Genomic DNA, 17,183 nt, shown 5'->3' with positions numbered 1-17,183 from the left:
GCACGTTCCTCGAGGCGCTCTCGCGTCACCCGGAGCTGCTCGACCACGGCCGCTACGGCACGCAGCTCCTGCGGTTCCGCAGCCGCTTCGGCCCGGACGCCCTCCACGTCGCGGTCTTCGACGACCTCCAGGCCGATCCGCAGGGCTTCCTCGACGCGGTGACGGCGTGGCTCGGCCTCCGGTCGGTCCATCTCGACCAGGCACAGCGCGAGCCGCGGCTGCCGGCCGGCAGGGCGCGGTCTGTCGCGCTGTCCCGTGTCGTCAGCCGCGGAGCGCACGTGCTGCGCGAACGGGACGGCGGCAGGCTCGTGGGGCGGGTCAAGAGGCTCCCGCTGGTCCAGCGTGCCCTGTACGAGCCACTGGCCGACGCGAGGCCGCGGATGACCGAGCAGGAGCGGTCGGTCGTCCAGGCCGCACTCGCGGACGAGGTGCGGATGCTGGACGACGTGCACGGCCTGGGCCTGGCTCGCCGCTGGGGCTGGGAGGCCTGACCGACACGGTCGCCGTCCCTCAGTCGAACTCCGCCTGGGCGCGGCACCAGTCGATCGTGCGCAGCAGGGCGTCCTGGACCGGGACGAGCGGTCGCCAGCCGAGCTCACGCTCGGCCAGGGTGATGTCCGGTCGACGCACGGTCGGGTCGTCGACCGGCCGGGGGACGAAGGTGATCTCGCTCGACGAGCCCACCAGGTCGCGGACCAGCGCGGCGAGGTCGGACATCGAGATCTCGTGCGGGTTGCCGATGTTCATCGGCCCGGGGTGGTCCGACTGCGCCAGGCGCACGATCCCGTCGACGAGGTCGTCCACGTAACAGACCGACCGGGTCTGCGAGCCGTCGCCGGCGACGGTGATGGGGTCGCCGCGCAGCGCCTGGCGGATGAAGGTGGGGATGGCGCGCCCGTCGTGGGCGCGCATGCGTGGGCCGAAGGTGTTGAAGATGCGCACGATCGAGGTGTCGACACCATGCGAGGTCCGGTAGGCCATCGTCAGCGACTCGGCGAACCGCTTGGCCTCGTCGTAGACGCCGCGCGGTCCGACCGGGTTGGTGTTGCCCCAGTAGGACTCCGGCTGCGGATGCACCAGCGGATCGCCGTACACCTCCGACGTCGAGGCGATCAGGAACCGCGCACCGTGCGCCTTGGCCAGGCCCAGCGCGTTGAGCGTGCCGATCGACCCGACCTTGAGCGTGTGTATCGGCAGCTCGAGGTAGTCGACCGGCGACGCGGGTGAGGCGAAGTGGAGGACCAGGTCGACCGTGCCCGGCACGTGCAGGTACTCCGTCACGTCGACCTCGACCATCCGGAACCGCGCGTGGCCGTACAGGTGCGTCACGTTCTCCGGGCGGCCGGTGAGGAAGTTGTCCAGGCACGTCACCCGGTAGCCCATGGCCAGCAGCCGCTCGCAGAGATGGGAGCCCAGGAACCCGGCGCCACCGGTCACGACGACCGAAGGGTGCATCGTGACCCCCCCATCTCGACCGGCTCGGCACCGCACCACCCGCTGGGCCGGCGCGGTCATGATCGCCGCGGGACCCGACGGGGTCAACAGCGGCGGGGGCGACCGGGGGATGCGGTGGCCGGGTCGCTCACCGCGGAGGACAGCCCGCGGCGTACCACGCGGCCAGCCGCTCGAAGCCGTCCTCGAGCCCGACCGCCGGGGACCACCGCAGCACGCTCCGGGTACGACGCTGGTCGAACCAGTGCGCCGTCGTCAGCTGCTCGGCCAGGAAGCGGGTGATCGGCGGCGTGCCGGTGCGCCGGGACGCCGCCCACAGCAGGTCGACGGCCGACCCGGCCGCGAGGGCCAGCGGGACCGGGACGTGCCGCCGGGGTGGAGGCACCCGGGCGGCACGGCACAGCCGGTTGAAGACCTCGGCCACCGGCCGGGGGTCCCCCCCGCTGACGACCAGAGGCTCGCCGTGGGCGCTCGGCCCGCACGCGTCGACAGCAGCCACCAGGGCCGCCGCCGCGTCGTCGACGTAGGTCGTGTCGATCAGCGCGGCCCCTGACCCCAGCACGGGCAGGCGCCCCGCCCGGGCGCGGGCCACGAGCCGGGCGACCAGCTGGGTGTCCCCCGGCCCCCACACCAGGTGCGGCCGGACCGCGAGGACGGGGAAGCCCGGAGAGTCGGCGCCCAGGGCGATCAGCTCGGCCGCCGCCTTGGTGCGGGCGTAGTGGCCCCGCGCGCGTCCGGGGTCGGCCGGCTCCGCGCCGGCCCCGCACAGGGGCCGCCCGGCGTGCGCCACCGACGGCGAGGACACCTGGACGAAGCGGCTCACCCCGGCGTCGCGGGCGGCCGACACGAGCGTGGCGGTGCCGCGGACGTTGGTGTGCTCGTACTCCTCCGGGCGCCCGACGACGTCCACCTTCGCCGCCAGGTGCAGCACGGCGTCCTGACCGCGGACGGCGCGCGCAACGGCGTCCTCGTCGGTGACGCTCCCCAGCACCTCCGCGCAGGAGAGGCCGGCACCGCGTCGCTGGAGCACCGTGACGTCGTCCCCGCGGCGCAGGAGCAGCCCGGCGGTGGTGCGGCCCAGGAGGCCGGAGGCGCCGGTGACCAGGACCCTCATCCGGGCGCCTCAGCCCCCGTGGCCGGCGAGTGCCCGAGCCGCCTGACGCGCGACCTCGACCCGATCGACCTTGGACGCGTGCCGGATGTCGAGCGGCAGGCGGTCGGCGCGCAGCACCGCCGCCACGGCGGTCCCGGCGGTCCGGCGCACGTGCTCGGCGAGGTCGTGCTCGGCGACCCGGAGGCGCATCGCACCCCCCCGCCCGCGCCGCCCGGGGCCGGGAGCATCGTCCGCGACGACCACCACGACGACGACCTGCGCGCCCGGAGGCCCCACGCCCACGACGGCCGCGGCACGCACCCCGACGACGGACTCGACCCGCTGCTCGATCGCGACCGGCGTCACGAGCGCCTCCGCACCGCTGATCACGTGCACGGTGCGGCCCTCGACCCACAGCCTGCCCGCGTCGTCGAGGTGCCCGACGTCGCCGGTGGCGTGCCAGCCCGGGTGGCGGCTCGAGGAGCGCTCGGTCGCCTCGAGGGCGTCGTACCGGTCCTTGACGTGCGCGGCGCGGACACAGATCTCGCCCGTCACGCCGGGCCGGTCCACCAGTGAGCGGCGCCCGCCCCCCTCCTCGCTCCCGGGACCCGCGAGCGGCTCGAGGGCCACCTCGACCCCCGGCAGCGGCCGGCCGACGCACACGCCCTCGCCGGCACCGGCCTCTCGGACCTCCTCGTAGGAGACGTCGGTGACGGGCAGCACCTCGGTCATGCCGTACGGCGTGTGGAGGCTCGCGCGCGGCAGCACCTCGCCCACGGCCGCGAGCAGGCGGGCCGGCACCGGGGCCCCGGCCGACATCAGCAGGCGGACCCGGAGCAGGGCGTCGCGCTGGCTGGGCCGCAGGTCCCCGCTCGTCGCGACCACCCTGCGCAACGCGGCGGGCGAGGCGAAGACCACGCGCGCGTCCACGGCCGCTGCGGCGTCGGCGAGCAGCGCCGCGGTGAGGGTGTCCGGTGCGGTGACGTCGATGTCGGGCACCGAGGACCCGAGCCCGAGGGCCGGACCGAGGATCGAGAACGGCGCGAAGGCGGCGACGAACGTGTCGTCGGGTCCGAGCGCGTACGTCGCCCGGACCAGGTCGACCTGGGCGCGCACCTGACGGTGCCGGTAGGCGACACCCTTGGCCGGGCCCGTGGCGCCGGAGGTGAAGACCACCGCACAGTCCGCGTCGGGTCCCGGGGGCGCCGGCGGCGGCGCGCCGGCACCGCGGCGGGCCAGCTCGTCCAGGTCGTGGTCGACGCCCAGCAGCCGACGGGCCGCCGCGGGCACCGGGTGCACCGCGATCCGCGAGCCGGGCAGGCCCATGGCGCGGGCGGCGGCCAGGCCGGCCGTCCCGGCCACCACGTGGTCGACGGCGGCACCGCGCAGCGCGCGGCGCATCCCGGCGAGGCCGAGACCCTTGTCCGTCACGACCACGACCGCCCCGGCCCGCCACACCGCGTACACCACCGCGGTCAGGTCCGCCGACGGCTCGACCAGCAGGGCGACCCGGTCGCCGGGCCGCACCCCTCCGGCGGCGAGGCCCGCCGCCAGCTCGGTGACGCGCCGCGACATCGCGGCCCAGCTCACCGTGGCGCCCCGCACGGACATGACCGGGCCGGGGTCGAGAGCGCGTCGGTCCAGCGCGGACCACAGTGGCTCGAAGGGCTCGAGAGGGGGCTCGAACGGGAGCTCGAGCTCCTCGGCCTCCGGGTCGCCGGCGTGCGCCCCGGCAGGCGGCGCGGGCGCGGCCAGGTCGGTCACCCACGCCGCGACGAGGCCGGCGTACTCGGGGGCGTCCTCGGTGACGAGGTGCGAGGCGCCCTCGAACCGGTGCACTTGGGCGTGGGGCAGACGGTCGCGCAGGTCGGTGAGGTAGCGCTCGCCGAAGACCGGGTCGCGCGGGCCCCAGAACAGCAGCGCCGGCACGTCCAGGCTGCGCACGCCCTCGGCAAGCTCGGCCACGGCGTCGTACGACGGGTGACCGGCGGAGAAGGGGATGTCGGCCACGAAGTCGCCCACCGCTCGCCGGCGCGGCGCCGTGGCGTACGGCAGCGCCAGGGCATCGCGGACCTCGCGCGGCAGCGGCGGCCGTGACAGCGCCGAGGTCGCGCGGACGAAGGCGGGCGTGGTCACGCAGCCGACGGTGCGGACGCCGGGCAGCCGGGCCAGGCGGATCAACGGCGGACCGAGGTCGCCCGGCGGCTGGGCCACCGCCGTGTTGCCGAGGACGACCCCGTGCAGCTGGTCGCGGTGGGCCAGGGCCCACCCCAGCGACAGGATCCCGCCCCAGTCGTGCCCGACGGTGACGACCGGTCCCGTCACGTGGAGGGCGTCGGTCAGGCCGCCGAGGTCGGCCACCCGCTGGGCGAGCGTGCGGGGAGCGTCGGGGCGCTCGGAGAAGCCCATCCCGAGGTGGTCGGGAGCCACGACCCGCCACCCGACAGGGGCGTCGGCCAGCAGTCCGCGCCACAGGTAGGACCACGTGGGGTTGCCGTGCAGGCAGAGCAGGGTGCCGTCCCGCGGCTCGACCCCGTTGTCGAGCACGTGCCACTCGCGCTCCCGTCCCTCGGCGTCGCGTGCGGTGACGACCCGCGACCACGCGGGATCGAGGCCGGGAACGTCTCCCGGCGCCGGTCGGGTGCCGGGCGCGACCGGCACGGGTGGCGCGGTCGGCGCCGTGCTCACCAGCGGATCTCGAGGCAGCTGGCGTTCAGACCGGAGCCGATCCCCATCAGCAGGACGCGGTCGCCGGGGGTCAGGTTCTGGCTGTCGCCGGCCAGGGTGAACACCACCGAGGCGGGGCCGATGTTGCCGAACTCCGGGAAGGTGCGCGGCACCCGGTCGGGGTCGATGTCCAGCCGCTGGCAGATGGCGTCGGTGTGGACCTGGGAGATCTGGTGCACGAAGTACCGGCTGATGCCGGCGTTCCAGCCGAACTCGTCCGCGGCCTCGGCCCACAGTCCCGCGGACAGCTCGAGGCCCGCCTCGAGCAGACCCTTCAGGTCGGTCCTCATCATGCCGTTGTCCCCGACGCACAGCTCGTGGTGCTGGGTGGCGGCGCGGCTGACGCCGGCGACCAGCCGGTGGCCCTCCGGGTGCTGGTCCGCGCGGCCCAGGACGACGGCGACCGCACCGGAGCCCAGGGTGAGCGCCGCGAACTCCGACATGAGGTCGCGCGAGGTGACGTTGCCTGCGGACAACCGCTTGATCGTCGACTCCTGGACCGGCTGGGAGTCCTCGCTGTCGACCACGAGCGCATGGTCGATCAGACCTGCGTCGATCATCGCGGCAGCGATCTCCATGCCGTTCATGAAGCCGAGGCAGGCGTTGGTGACGTCGAAGTTCTGGCAGGACGGCGGCAGCCCGAGGGCGTCATGGATGACGACCGCCGTCGAGGGCTCCAGGTAGCGGCGGCTCAGCGAGGTGTTGACCAGCAGGCCGATCTCGCCGGGCGCCACCCCACTGGCCGCCAGGGCGGCTCGACCGGCGGCGACGGCACCATCGGTGAAGGACTCGTCGTCCCGCCAGCGCCGACGCTCGCGGATCCCGACCAAGCCCTCCAGGAGGCCCGCGCGCATGCGGGTCTGCCGATAGACCTCGCCCAGGCGGTCGTCGAGCTCCGCGGACGTCACGACCTCCGGAGCCTCGACCCGCTCGACCCCGAGCATGACCGTGCGCTCGTAGCGGCGCGTCGAGTTCTGGACGGTGGTTGCTGCGAGGTTCACGCGCGTTCCCTTATGAGTGGTGCTCCAAGGACATGGATCGGTACCCGCTGCGACACGGACGCACTCGGGAACCCGTGTCGCTGCGGACGGCCGCAGGCGGCCCACCGAGCAGGTTACGTTCATCCCCCCGGATTTCCTCAGTCGGAGGACGACTGAGCGGCTGGGAGATCCCTGGTCGGGCTCGACGCGCTGCCGGCGCAGCCCGATGGCGGGCTCAGTGGGTGCGGTTCAGCGTGTGGGTCTCGGGCGCGTGCGGCTCGGACTCGGTGTCCAGCGGCTCGGGTGTGTCCGGCGCGGTGCGCGGCGTGCGGACGCCGGTGACGATCTCGGCGATCCACTCGACCGGCAGCTTCGGCGTCCCGTCGGCGAACAGCAGGCCGTTGGTCTCCTGGCCGGTGTCCATGAACTGGGTGTAGCAGAAGCCGACGACCTCGCTGCTGGCGTGCAGGGCGTCGAAGAGACCCGTCAGGCGCGCGGCGTACTCCTCGGTCGAGCCGACGTGGTCGTAGCCCCACGCGCCCTCCTCCTCGGCCATCGAGATCCCGCCGAACTCGGTGATCATCAGCGGGCAGCCGCCCGCCTCGAACCGCCGGGCCTGCGCGTCGTTCAGCATGGGGCGGCGCCCCTGGGGACCGAAGCCCGACACCACGTCGCGGACGGCCGCGGCGTCGACGTAGCGGGCCCGCAGGTGCTCGGGGTCCACGGTGTAGTCGTGCAGACCCATGATGTCGCTGTCCACGTGCTCCCAGCCCTCGTTGGACATGGCGGGACGCGACGGGTCGAGCGCGCGGGTCAGGCTGACCAGGGACTGGGCGAACTGCTGCTGGGCAGTGGAGCCCGCGATGTCCTGCACACCCCAGCTCTCGTTGATCGGCACCCAGACGACGACCGAGGGGTGGCTGCGGTAGCGCCGCACGAGCTCCATCCACTCCGTGGTCAGCAGCGCGACGGCTCGCGGGGAGAACTCGTAGGCCCCCGCGGTCTCGCTCCAGACCATCAGGCCCAGCCGGTCGGCCCAGTAGAGGAACCGCGGGTCCTCCGCCTTCTGGTGCAGGCGCACCGCGTTGAACCCCATGGCCTTGATCTGCTCCACCTCGACGCGCAGCGCGTCGCCACCGCGCGAGGCGAGGTGGGTGTCGCGGCGGTAGCCCTGGTTGAGCACCGAGCGGGTGTACCAGGGGTGGCCGTTGAGGGCGAAGGAGCCGCCGTCGACCGAGACGTGCCGGAGGCCGGTGTAGCTGGTGACCCGGTCGAGCTCGAGGCCGGACCCCCGGTCGCGCAGCGCGACGTCGATGTCGACGAGGCGGGGCGTCTCGGGCGACCACTGCAGCCGGTCACGGTCCTGGCCGTTGCGCAGTGCGGCCACGGGGATGTCGAGCCGGGTGACGGGGTCGCCGACGACGTACGACACCTCCGCGAGGACCTCGGTGCCGGAGGTCAGCACCAGGTCGAGCGCCAGGGGCGCGGACGGCCTGCGGGACAGCGTGACCTCCCCCCGGACCACCGCCTCGGCGACGTCCGGGGTCCAGGCGACGTCGACCACGTGCAGGGCGGGCACGACCTCGAGCCAGACCGGCTGCCAGATCCCGGTGGTGCGGTCGTACCAGATGCCGTGGGGCTCCTCGCGCCAGTCCTGCTTGCCACGGGGCTGGTCGGACGCGTGCGGGTCGTCCTCGGCACGCACGACCAGGACGTGCTCGTCGGGCGCCGGGTCCGCGCCCCGGATCGAGGCCAGGAGGGCGTCGGTGACGTCCGCGGTGAACGGCGTCTGCCCGCCCACGTGCTCGGCGACCAGGTGGCCGTCCAGCCACACGCGGGCGTGGTGGTCCACGGCGCCGAAGTGCACGAGCGCCCGGGCGGTGTCGGTGTCGCCCGCCCCCGGTGCGGCGGTCAGCTCGGCGTGGCTGATCGTGCGGCGGTACCACACCACCGGGTGGAACCCACGGGCGCCGACGCCGGACGCCGGCGACTCGGGAGGGAACGGCACCTCGATGCGCTGGTCGAACGCGGAGTCGCTCGACGGGTCGAACCAGCGCTGCGCCAGCCCCTCGTCGGCGTCGTCGTGCGCGAACTGCCAAGGCCCGTCGAGGCTCGTCCACGCCTCCCGGCACATCACCGGCCGGGGGTAGGAGCCGTCCTGCTGTGTCGCCAACACCGTGAGGGTCCTCCGTCGTCGTGAGTGCCCGGGGGTGGCTGCCGAGCGGCGGGCCACCGATCTGCCCGTGCGGCGGTCAACACTTGCATCGATGCAAAAGGCGTGCAACATTCGTCCCATGTGTCGTACACCACAGGTCCAGCCCACCTCCGTCCGCCCATGAGAGGCATCTCGCGACGCACCCTGCTGGCCACAGGCGGCATCGCGCTCGCAGGTGCCGCGTCGGGCTGCGGGACCCCGGTGGCCACCAGCTTCACCGGCGCCCAGCCAGCGACGGCCGACGTCATCTTCTGGCACCTCTTCGGCGGTGGCGACGGGGCCAACATGGGCACGATGGTCGACTCCTACCGCTCGTCCAGCGGACGCTCGGTCGAGCCCACCCTGCTGTCCTGGGGCAACCCCTACTACACCAAGCTGGCGCTGTCGGCCTCGAGCGGTCGCCCGCCCGACGTGGCGGTCGCCCACCTCTCCCGGCTCCCCCTGCTGGCTCGGGCCGGCCTGCTCGAGCCCGTGGCCGACCAGTTCACCGAGGCCGGCATCACGCAGGACAGGTTCACGCCGGCCGCGTGGGAGAAGGCCACCGTCGACGAGACGCCGTACGCCGTGCCGCTCGACACCCACCCGTTCGTCATGTTCTACAACGTCGAGCTGGCCGAGAAGGCGGGTCTGCTCGGCAGCGACGGCAGGCTCAAGCCGCTGACCGGGCGGGACGACTTCGTCGCCGCGGTCAGCGCCATGAAGGAGGCGGGTGGGGAGGAGTACGGCGCCGTCTGCACCATCACCGCGGACCCGTCCACCAACTGGCGCCTCTTCACGATGGCCTACTCCGGCCTCGCCGGCCCGCTGGTCACCGATCTCGGCACGAAGGTCACCCTGGACCGCGACGCGGCGGGTGAGACCTTCGAGTTCCTGCAGAGCCTGACGGGGTCCGAGCGGCTGATGCCCAGCACCGCGACGGCGACCACGTCCTCGACGCTGTTCAGCCAGGGCCGGGTCGGGTTCCTCTTCGACGGCGTCTGGCAGATCCCGACGTACCGCGGGGTGGAGGGGCTCGACTTCGACGTCGCGCCGTTCCCACCGCTGCTCGGCTCCGACCCGGTCGCCTACGCCGACTCCCACGCCTTGGTCGTCCCGCGCAGCGAGGGGCGCTCCAGCGCCCGCACGGCCGACGCCGTCGGCTTCATCAAGGGTCTGCTCGACCAGAGCCTGACCTGGGCCGACGGTGGTCACGTGCCTGCGTGGCTGCCGGTGCAGGAGAGCGAGGACTTCCGCTCCCTGGACCCGCAGAGCGGCTACATCGAGGCGGCCTTCAACGCGGTCTACGACCCGCCCGGCTGGTACACCGGTGCCGGTTCGGACTTCCAGACCGCGATGGGCTCGGTGATCGCCAGCGTCCTGTCCGGCGGCACCGACCCGAGCAGCGGCGTGAGCGACGTGGCCGACAGCCTGAAGACCTTCTCGACCGCCCGTTCCCCGGTGTGAGCACTGCTCACATCCCCGGCACCAGCCATCCCGACGAGGAGACCAGATGACGACCGGCGCTGTGGCCCTCCCCGCGCGGAAGGTCGATGAGACCTCCCGTTCGGCGACCCCGGAAGACCGTGGCCCACGGGGTCACACCAAGGTGGGCTGGCTCTTCGCCGCGCCCTTCCTCACCCTCTACGTCCTGTTCCTGATCGGCCCCGTGCTCATCGGAGCCGTGATCAGCCTGTTCAACACCACCACCGTGACCCCGGGCCTGGGCACCTGGGTCGGGCTCTCCAACTACGCCGACGTGCTCAGCAGCGGCGACTTCTGGGCCTCGATGTGGCACTCGGTGCTGTTCACGCTCCTCACCACGCCCCTCCTGCTCCTGCTGCCGCTGCTCTTCGCGATCCTGGCCTCGCGGATGGCTCGGGGCCAGTGGTTCTACCGCCTGGCGTTCTTCGCGCCGTTCGTCGTGCCGTCCGCGGCGGTCTGTCTCATCTTCGCGTTCATGTACACCCCGGAGACCGGCCTGATCTCCAACGTGTTCGGCTGGGTCGGTCTCACGCCCCCGGACTTCTTCGGCAGCACGAGCGGCGCGTGGTTCGCGGTGACCCTGTTGACGCTGTGGTGGACCTTCGGGTTCAACTTCATCCTCTACACCGCGGCGATCCAGGAGATCTCCGAGGAGGTCTACGAGGCGGCCGCCATCGACGGCGCGGGACCGTGGCAGCAGATCCGGTCGATCACCATCCCCCTGCTGCGCCCGACCATGAGCCTGGTGCTGATCCTGCAGGTGCTGGCCTCGCTGAAGGTCTTCGACCAGATCTACATCCTGCTGGCGGGCGGCCCGAACTACTCCACCCGGCCGGTCATCCAGTACATCTTCGACACCGGCTTCACCTCCTACCGCGGCGGCTACGCCGCGGCCGCGACGTTGGTCTACTTCGTCATCCTCGTCACCGTCTCGGTCCTGTGGCTGCTGATCCGTCGCCGCACCGCCGGTCCCCAGAGCGCCTGAAGGGAACATCGTCGATGTCCACCGCCGCTGTCACGCCCACTGCCACCGTCCACCCGCCCCGCCGCCGGGGCTCGGCCGACCGGAACGACGCGTCCAGCACCGCGTTCAACCGCCTGGCCGCCACCTGCGTCACGCTCTTCGCGCTGATCTGGCTGATCCCCTTCGCGTGGGCGTTCATCACCTCGCTGCGCGCCAACGACGACATCGCCGCCAACCCGACGGCGTTCTGGTCCGGCGGCTTCAGCTTCGCGGCGTACACCTCCGCCTGGGAGTCCAGCCCCCTCGGCTCGTGGTACGTCAACAGCTTCATCATCTCGACGCTGGCAGTGATCTTCACCGTCCTCATCTGCTCGATGGTGGCCTTCGCCCTGGTCCACCTGGACTTCCGGGGGAAGGCGGCGGTCTTCGCCGTGATCCTCGCCGGGCTGATGCTGCCGACCGAGGCGCTGATCCTCCCGCAGTTCATGGAGTTCCGTGCGCTGGGCCTGCTCGGCACCTACTGGGCGATCGTCCTCCCCGGCGTCGCCCTCCCCGTGGCCGTGTTCGTCTTCCACTCCTTCATCAAGGGCATCCCGGTCGCCCTGGTCGAGGCCGCGCGCATCGACGGTGCGTCGTGGTGGCGGATCTACAGCCAGATCGTCATGCCCCTGTGCCGGCCGGCGATCTCCGCGGTGGCCATCTTGACGTTCATCACCTCGTGGAACGCCTTCTTGTGGCCGCTGCTGGTCCTCACCCAGACCAAGTCGCAGACGATCCCCGTGGGTCTGAGCAGCCTGGTCGGCGGCGCCGCCATCCAGTACGCCGAGACCATGGCGTCCGCGGTCCTCGGGATCCTGCCGCTGCTGGCGGTCTTCCTCCTGCTGCAGCGCCAGATCGCCCAGGGAGTGGCCAACACCGGCATCAAGTGACACCGCCGGCGTCCCGCGTCCGCGGGTCAAGCCGTCCGCAACGCGCCGCACGAACCGCGTGCCCGCCTGATGTGGGCCACGCCCGTCGGTCCCGCGGTGGGGACGTCCGGTCCGTGGGAGCTGCGGGCGCGCACTGTCGCGCGGTGCTCATCGATCTCGTTCCTTCGGGGACGGTGCCGATGCGCGGTTGCCGCCGGCTGCGGTGGTGGCGGTGGGAGGCTTGGCGTCGGGCATGAGGACGGTGGAGAACAGCCGTCTGGTCCGCCCGGGCGTCGGCGGTAGGGCGATCCGAGGGTCCAGGACCGCGCGCAGCTCGTCGACGACCGCGGACATCTCCTCGTCGCTCAGGTACATGGCGTTCTGACGGAACCCGGCGAGATCACGGGCCATGTCCACGTGGCCGCGGTCCAGGTAGTGGTCGAACTCGGCAAGGAGACCCACGACGAAGGTCAAGAACGCCTGTCGGTGCTCCTCGACAGTCATCTCCAGCGCCTCGTCCCCGTCGACGCGCGCGGCTCCGCTGCGCAGCCGGTAGGTGCGCTCCACCGCACCGCGGACGCGCCTCTCGTCCACGACGTCGAGGACCCCGCCTCGGGCGAGCGCAGCGACCTGGCGGTACAAGGTGGCGCTCGGCACGTCCGAGATCTCCGTACGCAGGTCTCCCGTCGTCAACTCGCGGTCGCCGAGGAACGCCTGGACGATCCGCATGCGGACCGGATGCAGGACCACGTCGGCCGGTCGCATGCGCTGCACGGGCTGGTCGGGAGCGGTCATGTTGACATGATTCCCAGTGATGAGAACAATGTCAAACATGACATCAGTCCGAGTACAGCGCGACACCCTGACGGTCTCCTTCACCACGGGCGAGAAGGTCGCCGGACTTCTCCGTGACCAGCACATCCCGCTCTCCTCGGTCCGCGGCGTCGAGGTGGTCCCGGACGGGCTGGCGGCCGTCCGCGGGCTTCGCGCACCCGGTCTCGGGCTTCCCGGCCGGCGAAAGCTGGGCACCTGGCGCTCGCGCACCGGCAAGGCGCTCGTGGCCGTCCACGGACACGGCCCCGCCCTACGCGTGACCCTGACCGGGCACCGCTACGCCAGCCTGCTCATCACCACGGACGCCCCCAAGGAGCTCGCGGCGTCCCTGTCCGGCCACACCCGCTGACCGCATCCCGCTCACCTGGGAGACCACCCGTGCCCGAGCACACCGCCACGTTCCGTTCCGGCGAGCAGACCCTTGCCGGCACCCTCACTGTCCCCGAGGGCGCCGGCCCGTTCCCGGCCGTGCTGCTCCTGCCCGGGTCGGGACCCCTGGACCGGAACTCCGACCACAAGCGCATGCCGCTGGGCATCACCGGACAGCTTGCTGCTGCACTCGACACGGCAGGACTCGCGACCTTCCGCTACGACAAGCGCGGCGTCGGCGAGAGCACCGGCCGCTGGCACACAGCCGGCTTCTACGACAACCGCGACGACGCCCGAGCCGCCCTCGAGCTCCTCGCCGCCCGTCCGGACGTTGACCCTGCCAGGATCGTGGTCCTCGGCCACTCCGAGGGCGCTCTCCACGCCGCGGACCTGGCCGCCAACGGCGCCCCCACCGTGGGCCTGGTCCTGCTGAGCTGCCCCGCGACGCCGGGCGAGGCGCTGCTTCGCTGGCAGTCCGCGCAGATCGCACCTACCCTGCCCCGCGCGATCCGTGCCCTGCTGCGGCTGATGCGCACCGACCTCGAGGCCAGGACCGCCAAGACCCACACGAAGATCAGGGCCACCACGACCGACGAGGCGCGCATCGAAGGCGCGAAGATCAACGCTCGCTGGCACCGTGAGTTCATGGCCCACGATCCACGCACCGACCTCGCCCTCATCCACGTCCCGGTACTCGCCGTCACCGGCGGCAAGGACCTCCAGGTGCCCGCGTCCGACCTCGCCACCATCGGCGAGCTCGTCCCCGCCCCGGTCGAGACGCACGAGATGCCTGACCTGAGCCACATCCTCCGAGCACAGCCCGGCCCGGCTTCCCTGTCGGGATACAAACGGGAGATGCGTCTGCCTGTCGACGCCGAGCTGGTCAGATTGGTGGTGGCGTGGGTCCGCGCACACGTAGGCGGCAATCGGTGAGTCAGCCCTCGTCGCGCCCACAACCCGGGAACGAGCACCCCGACGTCCTCCACACCCTCGGCCATGGCATCCCCGCTCCGGACCTGCCGGACCTGGACCGGCTCGCCCTGCTCGTCGTGGACGTGCAGCGAGGCTTCGACGACGCCGACCTGCTCATCACCAAGCACGTCAACTCCTGCTTCCACGGCAAGCCGGGCCTGCACCAGTGGCTACACGACCAGGAGTTGCAAGGCATCGTCATCGCCGGCATCACCACCAACCACTGCTGTGAGACCACCGCCCGAGTCGGCGCCAACCTCGGCCATCATGTCGTCTTCGTCCTGGACGCAACCCACACCTTTGACCGCCCCGCACCGGACGGAACGATGGTCGGCGCCGACCAGCTTGCTGCTGTCACGGCTGCCAACCTTCACGGCGAGTTCGCGGCCGTGGCCAACACCCACCACCTCTTGGACGCCGCAGGGCACAGCACGCGGGCCTGAACCGCACCGTGGCCTGGCTGTGGAACAGCAGGACGGGACGCGCCGCGCACCCGTGATGGCACCGGCTACGGGCTCGTGCCAGACCCCTGGTCCGCCGGGACTCTCGCGGACCTCCCGGCTCGGTGTGGACGTGGGAGACCAGCGACGGATCGAGGTCGCCGGAGGCGACGCCTGGCCAGGCGCGGCGGCGTCGAGGAGACCTTGTGCGGGCGTCTCGACGGTTCTCCGCTCCTCGCGCGTGCCCTCGGAGGCGGTGGGGGAAGTACGCATCTGACAGACCCCTACCCGCCAGCAGTCGTCTCCAGGGGTGGTGGGCAGGGCGACCGGTGGGGGGGTATACAAGGAGGAACGACGCCGAACGGCGCCGCTCCGCGGCTCTCGGGCCACGACTTGCAATGGAGGACGACATGGCTGATGGAGGAGGGGTCAGGATCCCACCCGGGCTCGCAGAGGAAACGATGGAGGACCAGGGTCTCGACCACGGCGCGGACGGTGGTCCTGCGGACAGTGGCGCCGACAGCGGCGCCGACGACGACGCCGACGGTGGCGCTGAAAGTGGCGCCGACGGTGATGCTGAGCGTGGTGCCAACCCGCCGAGCAACGAAGCCGCCGCCGGGTAGGTGGCGCTGGTAGCACCTCTTGATGACGCGTTCGGTCGTGAAAGTCGGCGGGCCCACTCTCTAGCGACGGCTAGAACCCGCGTCTCCTCACGACCGGGCTCCCTTCTCGGGGGTCAGGGCCATCGTGCCTATGAACCTTGGGTCGAGGGGGCGGTGACATCGGATGTGCCCACGGGCAGAGGCCCCCGAGAACGTCTCTCGGGGGCCTCTTCGCCTCGAACCGTGCTGTCGCGCCACGGACATCTCCGGAGGGCGCGGCCGGCCACGGGACCGAGCTCCCACAACTCGTCCGGGGCTACTGAAGCGGCCGCCCACGGTCAGACGAGGTGGAGCCGGGCGAGCGCCTCGCCGTCGTCGTACTCACCGGTCGGCACGAAACCGTAGGCGAGGTAGAACGCCTCCGGACCTCCCCTGGCCCGCACCCAGCTCGTCTCCGCCTCGGTGTGACCACGGTCGCGCATGGCCTGCGACCACAGGTCCATGGCCCGGCGCCCGATGCCGCGTCCTTGGTGGCGCCGGTCCACGAGGAAGCGCCAGAGATAGGGCCGAGGCTCGACCTCGGACCACATGACGAAGCCGGTCGGCTGGCCGTCGGCCTCGATGCCACGCAGCTGCGGCAGCAGCGGCACGCCGTACCGGGTGCCGTGGAACAGCGCGTCGACCAAGGAGTCCTCGACCGACGCCACGAACCGCTGCTGCGAGCGGTGCACCTCCATCCACGTCCAGGGGCGGAAGGAGTCGTCGGTGATCTCCACCAACCGGACATCGTGCGGCGGCGTGCGCACCCGGTCGCGCCACGACCGCCACTCCTCCCCACTCATGGCGTAGCGCAGGCTGTCGTCCCACCTCCCGCGCACCCAGGCCGACCTGAGCGTGTGGGACTCGAAGGTCATCCCCAACCGCTCGAGCAGCCTGGCGGACGCGAGGTTCTCGGGCGAGAGCTCGGCGGTGATCCGATGCACCCCCAACCGCTCGACAAGGTCGCCCACCACCGCATCGGCGGCCTCGAGCCCGATCCCCTGCCCCTGCGCCGACCGGACGACGGTGAACCCGATCTCGGCCACGCCGCCGTGCTCGTGGAGCCCCACGTAGAGATCTCCGACGACGCGTCCCCCGCACTCGATCATGACCTGGTGCCGGCCACCGTTCGTGAGGTCGGTGACGCGCTCGTGCCGGGCGACGAGCTCGCGCGCTCGCTCGACGGGGTAGGGCAGCTCCCAGCTCTGGAAGGCCGTGACGTCCGCGTCGTTGCGGTACGCCGCGAGAGCGCCCACGTCCTCGGTCCGCGGGAAGCGAAGGGTCAACCGCTCGGTGCGTAGGGGGTACGGCGACTCGCTCATGGCACCCAGACTCCAGCAGCCCGCGGGCGGAGGCAATGCAGGCACGACGACTCCCTCGCGCACCTGTCAGGCGAGAGGCGCGCTTCCAGGGCAACGCATGGTGCCGCATGGGACTCACCCCGACCGAGACCTATGAGCAGGTCGTCCGACAGATGCTGGACCACCAGCACGAGATCGAGCGTCGGCAGCAGTGGTGGAGTGGCGGCGGCAGGTGCCTCTGCTGGGGTGGTCTCGGGGCGTGACCACGGAAAGATCGTGAAGACGATCCGGGCCTGGCTGTCGATCCGGCGGCAGGATGTTCGTCGTCACTATTGACGGAGCCGGACAGGCCGGCCCGCGACTCAGTGCAGGAGGCAGCTCCATGGCCAAGTACGCAATCCTCATCTACGAAGACCAGGCGCGCTACGCGACCATGTCGCCCGAGGCGTGGGGCGCGCTGGTCGACGCGCACAGCACGTTCGTCAAGCAGGTCTTCGAGCTCGGTGGATCCCTCGAGGGCGGGGAGGCGCTCGCGTCCACGACGACGTCCACCACGATCAAGGGTGGCGGCACGGTGACGGACGGCCCGTTCGTCGAGACCAAGGAGGCCTTGGGCGGCTTCTACGTCGTCGAGGCGCGCGACCTCGACCACGCCGTCGAGATGGCCAAGCTGTGCCCGGCCCCCTTCGGCGGCGTCGAGGTTCGCCCGGTCGTGGACCCGACGACGAACCCGTTCTGATCGCTGCCGGCGACGAGCCGACCGCGTCCGCCGTGCAGGCGGACGCGGTAGCTGCCGCGCTGGCGCAGGCCCACCGCTCCGAGTGGG

Annotated in this window: 15 protein-coding genes; 8 read left to right on the top strand and 7 right to left on the bottom strand. The window is 72.2% G+C overall.

Annotated features, from left to right (window positions below; translation table 11 throughout):
* A partial coding sequence (locus QZX64_RS06385; protein ID WP_295657766.1) for a hypothetical protein occupies nucleotides 1-491 on the top strand: 491 nt, incomplete at its 5' end.
* 19 nt (nucleotides 492-510) lie between these two features.
* Here QZX64_RS06385 and QZX64_RS06380 read toward each other — a convergent pair.
* The 5 genes from QZX64_RS06380 to QZX64_RS06360 form a co-directional block, all read right to left on the bottom strand.
* On the bottom strand, nucleotides 511-1,455 hold the full coding sequence (locus tag QZX64_RS06380; protein WP_295657765.1) for a UDP-glucuronic acid decarboxylase family protein: 945 nt from the start codon (nucleotides 1,453-1,455) through the stop codon (nucleotides 511-513).
* A 127-nt stretch (nucleotides 1,456-1,582) separates the two neighbouring features.
* Nucleotides 1,583-2,566 (bottom strand): NAD(P)-dependent oxidoreductase, encoded by a 984-nt coding sequence (locus QZX64_RS06375; RefSeq protein WP_295657764.1) that lies wholly within the window; start codon nucleotides 2,564-2,566, stop codon nucleotides 1,583-1,585.
* A 9-nt stretch (nucleotides 2,567-2,575) separates the two neighbouring features.
* Complete coding sequence (locus QZX64_RS06370; RefSeq protein ID WP_295657763.1) at nucleotides 2,576-5,233, bottom strand: alpha/beta fold hydrolase; 2,658 nt, start codon at nucleotides 5,231-5,233, stop codon at nucleotides 2,576-2,578.
* Nucleotides 5,230-6,273, bottom strand: a complete 1,044-nt coding sequence (locus tag QZX64_RS06365) for a 3-oxoacyl-ACP synthase III (RefSeq protein WP_295657762.1) — start codon at nucleotides 6,271-6,273, stop codon at nucleotides 5,230-5,232. Before QZX64_RS06365 ends, QZX64_RS06370 begins: the two co-directional genes overlap by 4 nt.
* A 214-nt stretch (nucleotides 6,274-6,487) precedes the next feature.
* A complete protein-coding gene (locus QZX64_RS06360) occupies nucleotides 6,488-8,425 on the bottom strand; it encodes a glycoside hydrolase family 2 protein (RefSeq protein ID WP_295657761.1) in 1,938 nt (645 codons plus the stop codon).
* A gap of 162 nt (nucleotides 8,426-8,587) precedes the next feature.
* Between QZX64_RS06360 and QZX64_RS06355 the strand changes: the two genes are divergently transcribed.
* Genes QZX64_RS06355 through QZX64_RS06345 form a run of 3 tightly spaced genes read left to right on the top strand, consistent with a single transcriptional unit; the run spans nucleotide 8,588 to nucleotide 11,821 of the window.
* Nucleotides 8,588-9,910 carry an extracellular solute-binding protein gene (locus tag QZX64_RS06355; protein ID WP_295657760.1) on the top strand — a complete coding sequence of 441 codons (1,323 nt, stop codon included), beginning with the start codon at nucleotides 8,588-8,590 and terminating at the stop codon, nucleotides 9,908-9,910.
* A 46-nt stretch (nucleotides 9,911-9,956) separates the two neighbouring features.
* On the top strand, nucleotides 9,957-10,913 hold the full coding sequence (locus QZX64_RS06350) for a carbohydrate ABC transporter permease (protein WP_295657759.1): 957 nt from the start codon (nucleotides 9,957-9,959) through the stop codon (nucleotides 10,911-10,913).
* 14 nt (nucleotides 10,914-10,927) lie between these two features.
* Complete coding sequence (locus QZX64_RS06345; RefSeq protein WP_295657758.1) at nucleotides 10,928-11,821, top strand: carbohydrate ABC transporter permease; 894 nt, start codon at nucleotides 10,928-10,930, stop codon at nucleotides 11,819-11,821.
* 147 nt (nucleotides 11,822-11,968) lie between these two features.
* Here the strand turns inward: QZX64_RS06345 and QZX64_RS06340 are convergent, their stop codons facing one another.
* Nucleotides 11,969-12,661 (bottom strand): helix-turn-helix domain-containing protein, encoded by a 693-nt coding sequence (locus tag QZX64_RS06340; protein WP_295657757.1) that lies wholly within the window; start codon nucleotides 12,659-12,661, stop codon nucleotides 11,969-11,971.
* On the opposite strand from QZX64_RS06340, the gene QZX64_RS06335 reads away from it, so the two are divergent.
* The 3 genes from QZX64_RS06335 to QZX64_RS06325 are packed head-to-tail and all read left to right on the top strand — an operon-like array spanning nucleotide 12,633 to nucleotide 14,418.
* Nucleotides 12,633-12,983 carry a hypothetical protein gene (locus QZX64_RS06335; protein WP_295657756.1) on the top strand — a complete coding sequence of 117 codons (351 nt, stop codon included), beginning with the start codon at nucleotides 12,633-12,635 and terminating at the stop codon, nucleotides 12,981-12,983. The genes QZX64_RS06340 and QZX64_RS06335 overlap by 29 nt on opposite strands.
* Nucleotides 12,984-13,012: 29 nt before the next feature.
* Nucleotides 13,013-13,936, top strand: a complete 924-nt coding sequence (locus QZX64_RS06330) for an alpha/beta hydrolase (RefSeq protein WP_295657755.1) — start codon at nucleotides 13,013-13,015, stop codon at nucleotides 13,934-13,936.
* Nucleotides 13,933-14,418: an isochorismatase family protein gene (locus tag QZX64_RS06325; protein WP_295657754.1), complete on the top strand. Its 486-nt coding sequence runs from the start codon at nucleotides 13,933-13,935 to the stop codon at nucleotides 14,416-14,418. Before QZX64_RS06330 ends, QZX64_RS06325 begins: the two co-directional genes overlap by 4 nt.
* Before the next feature lie 937 nt (nucleotides 14,419-15,355).
* Here the strand turns inward: QZX64_RS06325 and QZX64_RS06320 are convergent.
* A complete protein-coding gene (locus tag QZX64_RS06320; protein ID WP_295657753.1) occupies nucleotides 15,356-16,378 on the bottom strand; it encodes a GNAT family N-acetyltransferase in 1,023 nt (340 codons plus the stop codon).
* A 361-nt stretch (nucleotides 16,379-16,739) separates the two neighbouring features.
* Here QZX64_RS06320 and QZX64_RS06315 point away from each other — a divergent pair, with 361 nt between their 5' ends.
* Nucleotides 16,740-17,096: a YciI family protein gene (locus tag QZX64_RS06315; protein ID WP_295657752.1), complete on the top strand. Its 357-nt coding sequence runs from the start codon at nucleotides 16,740-16,742 to the stop codon at nucleotides 17,094-17,096.
* The last annotated feature ends 87 nt before the right edge of the window (nucleotides 17,097-17,183 follow it).

The organism is uncultured Nocardioides sp., from assembly GCF_902805925.1.
In the GTDB taxonomy this organism is placed as follows: Bacteria; Actinomycetota; Actinomycetes; order Propionibacteriales; family Nocardioidaceae; genus Nocardioides.
This window is presented reverse-complemented; position numbering and strand designations above follow the sequence as displayed.

Bases quoted from the DNA above. Each gene is read 5' to 3' on its own strand.
- QZX64_RS06345 (WP_295657758.1), top strand. From the start codon at position 10,928: ATGTCCACCGCCGCTGTCACGCCCACTGCCACCGTCCACCCGCCCCGC.
- QZX64_RS06355 (WP_295657760.1), top strand. From the start codon at position 8,588: ATGAGAGGCATCTCGCGACGCACCCTGCTGGCCACAGGCGGCATCGCG.
- QZX64_RS06335 (WP_295657756.1), top strand. From the start codon at position 12,633: ATGACATCAGTCCGAGTACAGCGCGACACCCTGACGGTCTCCTTCACC.
- QZX64_RS06350 (WP_295657759.1), top strand. From the start codon at position 9,957: ATGACGACCGGCGCTGTGGCCCTCCCCGCGCGGAAGGTCGATGAGACC.
- QZX64_RS06375 (WP_295657764.1), bottom strand. From the start codon at position 2,566: ATGAGGGTCCTGGTCACCGGCGCCTCCGGCCTCCTGGGCCGCACCACC.
- QZX64_RS06380 (WP_295657765.1), bottom strand. From the start codon at position 1,455: ATGCACCCTTCGGTCGTCGTGACCGGTGGCGCCGGGTTCCTGGGCTCC.
- QZX64_RS06320 (WP_295657753.1), bottom strand. From the start codon at position 16,378: ATGAGCGAGTCGCCGTACCCCCTACGCACCGAGCGGTTGACCCTTCGC.
- QZX64_RS06315 (WP_295657752.1), top strand. From the start codon at position 16,740: ATGGCCAAGTACGCAATCCTCATCTACGAAGACCAGGCGCGCTACGCG.